This window comes from Achromobacter sp., assembly GCF_036567245.1.
Lineage (GTDB): Bacteria > Pseudomonadota > Gammaproteobacteria > Burkholderiales > Burkholderiaceae_B > Achromobacter.
This window is the reverse complement of record NZ_DATCUY010000077.1, coordinates 1-4,408: the sequence shown is the minus strand read 5'-3', so window position 1 is coordinate 4,408 and position 4,408 is coordinate 1. Positions and strand designations below refer to the sequence as shown.

At 66.3% G+C, this 4,408-nt stretch carries 6 protein-coding genes and 1 pseudogene; 6 read left to right on the top strand and 1 reads right to left on the bottom strand.

Annotation, left to right across the window (positions count from 1 at the left end; genetic code table 11):
• From VIR09_RS03195 to VIR09_RS03175, 5 genes are all read left to right on the top strand, one after another.
• The coding region (locus VIR09_RS03195; protein WP_332011558.1) for an SURF1 family cytochrome oxidase biogenesis protein at positions 1 to 405 on the top strand (405 nt) is incomplete at its 5' end.
• 90 nt (positions 406 to 495) lie between these two features.
• Positions 496 to 1,077, top strand: coding sequence for an SCO family protein (locus VIR09_RS03190; RefSeq protein ID WP_414639374.1), 582 nt, complete (start codon positions 496 to 498; stop codon positions 1,075 to 1,077).
• 155 nt (positions 1,078 to 1,232) lie between these two features.
• Positions 1,233 to 2,267 (top strand): COX15/CtaA family protein, encoded by a 1,035-nt coding sequence (locus VIR09_RS03185; protein ID WP_332011559.1) that lies wholly within the window; start codon positions 1,233 to 1,235, stop codon positions 2,265 to 2,267.
• Between the two features lie 13 nt (positions 2,268 to 2,280).
• The gene (gene cyoE, locus VIR09_RS03180) at positions 2,281 to 3,174 is read left to right on the top strand and encodes a heme o synthase (protein ID WP_013390983.1); all 894 of its coding nucleotides are present in this window, start codon (positions 2,281 to 2,283) and stop codon (positions 3,172 to 3,174) included.
• Between the two features lie 17 nt (positions 3,175 to 3,191).
• The gene (locus VIR09_RS03175; RefSeq protein ID WP_332011556.1) at positions 3,192 to 3,797 is read left to right on the top strand and encodes an SCO family protein; all 606 of its coding nucleotides are present in this window, start codon (positions 3,192 to 3,194) and stop codon (positions 3,795 to 3,797) included.
• Between the two features lie 46 nt (positions 3,798 to 3,843).
• Here VIR09_RS03175 and VIR09_RS03170 read toward each other — a convergent pair whose 3' ends face one another.
• A complete protein-coding gene (locus VIR09_RS03170; RefSeq protein ID WP_332011555.1) occupies positions 3,844 to 4,062 on the bottom strand; it encodes a DUF3717 domain-containing protein in 219 nt (72 codons plus the stop codon).
• A 131-nt stretch (positions 4,063 to 4,193) separates the two neighbouring features.
• Between VIR09_RS03170 and VIR09_RS03165 the strand changes: the two are divergent.
• Positions 4,194 to 4,408: pseudogene (locus VIR09_RS03165) on the top strand (hypothetical protein); the annotation flags it as partial.

Below are 4,408 nucleotides of genomic sequence, written 5' to 3'. Positions count from 1 at the left end.
CTGCCCGCCACGCCCGCAGGGCCGCAGACGGTGACGGGCGAGCTGTCGCCGCGCGTGCCGCGCCTGTTCGAGATCTGGTCGCTGGGCGGTTCGGAGCAGTCCGCCTTGCCGGCGGCGCTGCCGGCGTCGGACGGCGTCTTGCCGCAGGTGCAGAACCTGCCGCTGGACGCCTATGCCAAAACCACCGGACTGGCGCTGCTGCCTACCGTGTTGTCGCAATCCGCGGGCAATGCGGACGATGGCCTGGTGCGGGACTGGCCGCAGCCGTCGGTGGACTTCCAGCAGAACACGTCCTATGCCGTACAGTGGTTTGCTTTTGCCTCGATTGCCACCGTCGCATGGCTGGTGGTGCTGGGGGGCGCCATCCGGCGCATGCGGCGCGCGCAGAACGCGCCCAGGGCCTGACCGGGGCGCCGACTCTTAACCCGCAAGACGACAGGATACAAAGTGGCTCGCGATCTTTCTTCTACCAAGCCCGCACGCAAGCGCTCCTTGATGCCGATGCTGCTGGTGTTCCTGTGTTCGTTGGCGCCTATCGTCGCGGCGATCGTGGTCTACATGAATCCGCAGTGGTGGCCCGATGAGTCCAGCAACTACGGCACGCTGGTGAGTCCGCAGCGGTCCATGCCCGCGGCTGGCGAACTGCGGCTGACCACGCTGGACGGCCAGCCCTTTGACCTGCAAAGCCTGAAGGGCAAGTGGCTGTTGGTGGCCGCAGACGGCGGCGCCTGCCCGGAAAGCTGCGCCCGCAAGCTCTTCATCGCCCGCAACAGCCACGCCAGCCAGGGCAAGAACGTCGACCGGCTGGCGCGCGTCTGGTTCATCACTGACGATGCGCCGGTGCCGGACAAGGTGCTGGAGGCCTATAAGGGCACGGTCATGGTGCGTGCCAATCCCGACCAGTTGGCGCGGTTCCTGCTGGCGCGAGACACGGCTGCGGGCCAGCCTGGGCTGGAGGCGCCGATCTGGGTGATCGATCCGCTGGGCAACCTGATGATGCAGTACCCTGCCGAGGCCGATGGCGTGAAGGTGCGCAAGGACATCAGCAAGCTGGTTTACAGCTCGAGGATTGGTTGATGGGCCCACCCCCGAAGCGCCTGTGGCGCTTCCCCCCCAAGGGGGCGCCGCGCGTGGACCGGCAAAGCCGGCTCCATGGCGGCCCGGGTCGAGGCGCATAGTTTTATTGCGTCGCGCGCATCGCGCGCGGCGCCGCAGATTGGATGTTTATGGAAATCGAACGCATCAAAGCGCGTTATCGCAAGCTGGTTTTCTTTACCTGGTTCCTGACGCTGGACCTGATCATGTTCGGCGCCTTCGTGCGGCTGACGGACTCGGGCCTGGGCTGTCCCGACTGGCCCGGTTGCTACGGCAGCGTGACGCCGCTGGGCGCGATGGGCGACATCCACGAAGCGTCGCAGGCCATGCCGTTCGGCCCGGTCACGCTGTCCAAGGCCTGGATCGAAATGATCCACCGCTATGTCGGCACCATCCTGGGCATGCTGATCATCGGCATCGTTTACATGGCCTGGCGCTATCGCAGCCAGCTGGGCCGTTCGCCCAAGCTGGCCGTTGTGACGCTGATCGCGGTTTGCGTGCAGGGCGCGTTCGGCGCCTGGACCGTGACGCACAAGCTGATGCCCGTGGTCGTGACCGCGCACTTGGTGTTCGGCCTGTCGGTACTGGCCCTGATGACCTGGCTGTCCGCGCGTGAGCGTCCGCATCTGGCCATATCCGCGGCGGCCGCGCGCTGGAAGCCCTGGGTGGCTGGGGGCTTCGCGCTGCTGCTGGTGCAGGTGACGCTGGGCGGCTGGGTCAGTACCAACTATGCCGCGCTGGCCTGCATGGATTTCCCGATGTGCCACGGGGCCTGGGTGCCGGAAATGGATTTCCATGGAGGCTATTCGGTCATCCGGGCCCTGGGCGAGCTACCGTCGGGCGAGATGATCTCTCAGCCGGCGCTGACCGCGATCCACTGGGTCCATCGCAACTTCGCCTTCGTGGTGTTCCTGTACCTGGGCATACTGGCTTGGCGCCTGCGCGCCGAGACTGGCCTGCGCGGCCCTGCCACGCTGATGCTGGCGCTGCTGGGCGCGCAGCTGCTGACCGGCCTGACCACGATCTTTTTCCAGTGGCCGCTGTTGATCGCGGTGCTGCACAATGGAGGCGCCGCAGGCCTGACCCTGGCCGCGGTGGTTTTGATGGTGCGTTTGTCCACTGCTGGACGTGCGCCCGCCGGGGGCTACGGCCCCAATTCGGTGCGCGTTTAAAATAGGGCCCACTATGACCAGTATTGCCGCTCCTCAGCCCGGATTGTTCCGCCAGTATTTCGTCCTCACCAAGCCGCGCGTGACGCAGCTGGCGGTGTTTTGCGCCGTGATCGGCATGTTCCTGGCGGCGCCGGGCATTCCGGATATGCGCCGGGTGCTGTTCGGCACCCTGGGCATCTGGCTGCTGGCCGCGGCCGCCTTCGCCATCAATTGCCTGATCGAACAGGAAATCGACGCCCGCATGCTGCGCACCGCGCGCCGCGGCACGGCGCGCGGCACGATTTCGTCGTTCCAGGTGCTGAGCATGTCCGGCCTGCTGGGCGGCGCCGGCATGTTCGTGCTCTATCACATGGTCAACCCGCTGACCATGTGGCTGACCTTCGCCACCTTCGTGGGCTACGCGGTCATCTACACCGTCATCCTCAAGCCGCGCACGCCGCAGAACATCGTCATCGGCGGCCTGTCGGGCGCCATGCCCCCGGCCCTGGGCTGGGCCACCGTGGCGGATTCGGTGCCGGCCGAGGCCTGGATCCTGGTGCTGATCATCTTCATCTGGACGCCGCCACACTTCTGGGCGCTGGCGCTTTACCGCAACCACGACTACGCCAAGTCCGGCCTGCCCATGCTGCCGGTCACGCACGGCAACCAGTTCACGCGGCTGCACATCCTTTTGTATAGCGTGGCGCTGGTCGCCACCACGCTGCTGCCTTACGCTATCCGCATGAGCGGCGAACTCTACTTGCTGTCGGCGCTGGTGCTGGGCGGCATGTTCGTGTCCTACGCCTGGCGGCTGTATCGGGCCTACAGCGACGAGCTGGCGCGCAGCATGTTCCGTTTTTCCATACTCTACCTGGCGCTGCTGTTTGGCGCCCTGCTGGTGGACCACTGGGTCGGCCTGCTGCGCTGACTCCCTGGAGGTTGTTGATGTCCGTGTTTTCCGCCAGCCGCCGGCTGGTCCTGCGCGCGAGCGCAGCCGCCGCTTTCACCGTTGCCCTGGCCGCCTGCGGCGACAACGCACCCGTGTTCAAGGGCAGCGACATCAGCGGCACCCAGTTGGGCCGCAGCATGGAGCTGGTCGACTACAACGGCAAGACGCGCCAGCTGTCCGATTTCGCCGGCAAGGTGGTGGTCGTGTTCTTCGGCTTCACGCAGTGTCCGGACGTGTGCCCGACGTCGCTAGCCGAGTTGACCGAAGTCATGAAGAAGCTGGGCCCGGACGCCGACCGCGTGCAGGTGCTGCTGATCACGGTAGACCCCGAACGCGACACGCCTGACGTCCTCAAGCAGTACGTCACGGCCTTCGATCCGCGCTTTCTCGGGCTGACCGGCACGCCGGACCAGGTCAAGAAGGCCGCCGCGTCGTTCAAGGCCTATTACGCCAAGGCCCCCACCAAGGACGGCAGCTACACCATGGACCACACGGCCGCGTTCTACCTGCTGGACGGCAAGGGCGAATCGCGCGTGCTGGCCAACAACAACATCGGGGTGGAAGCCCTGACGCAGGACATCAAGGCCCTGCTCAAGGGTTGAACAGGCGGGAGCCGCCCTGGCGGGGCCGCCCAGGCAGGGGCCAGGCTTACTTGCCGGCAGCGGCCCAGCCGGCCAGCGCGGCGCGGGCCTTGTCGCTCAGGTCGGCGGCGGGGATCTCGCGCTGGTGCGCCATGATCATCAGCGCGTAAGGCGTGGCCAGCGCGGCAGCCTCGGGGCACAGGCGGGATTCTTCGCCCACCGACGGCGAAATATTGCGCCAGTAGTTGATGGCCTGTTCGAGCTGGGGCAGGGTGATGGGATCCATCCGGCTATTGTCCACGAATGGGCAACGCTGTCCACCAGCGCAGGTCCTGCAAAGAAGCGTCACCATCGCAACACGCCGAAACCGCGTCAGGGTGCTATACCACTGCCGGTTAGTAACGATGGAGCATCGTCATGAATACTTCCGCCAAAATCGAAAATGCGCGCCGCGCCATACATCCCCTGGTTGCCGCGGCCGCAATCGCCGTTATCGTCATGTGTTCGGTGGGCGTGGCCGCCGTGATGGGTTGGCTGCCCTCGCCTTCGGCCAATCCGCATGCGGATGAACCCGTGGCCGAGGCCGGCCCGGAAGGCGCCAACCTGGCGCCCGCGCCGCAGGCCGCCGTGCC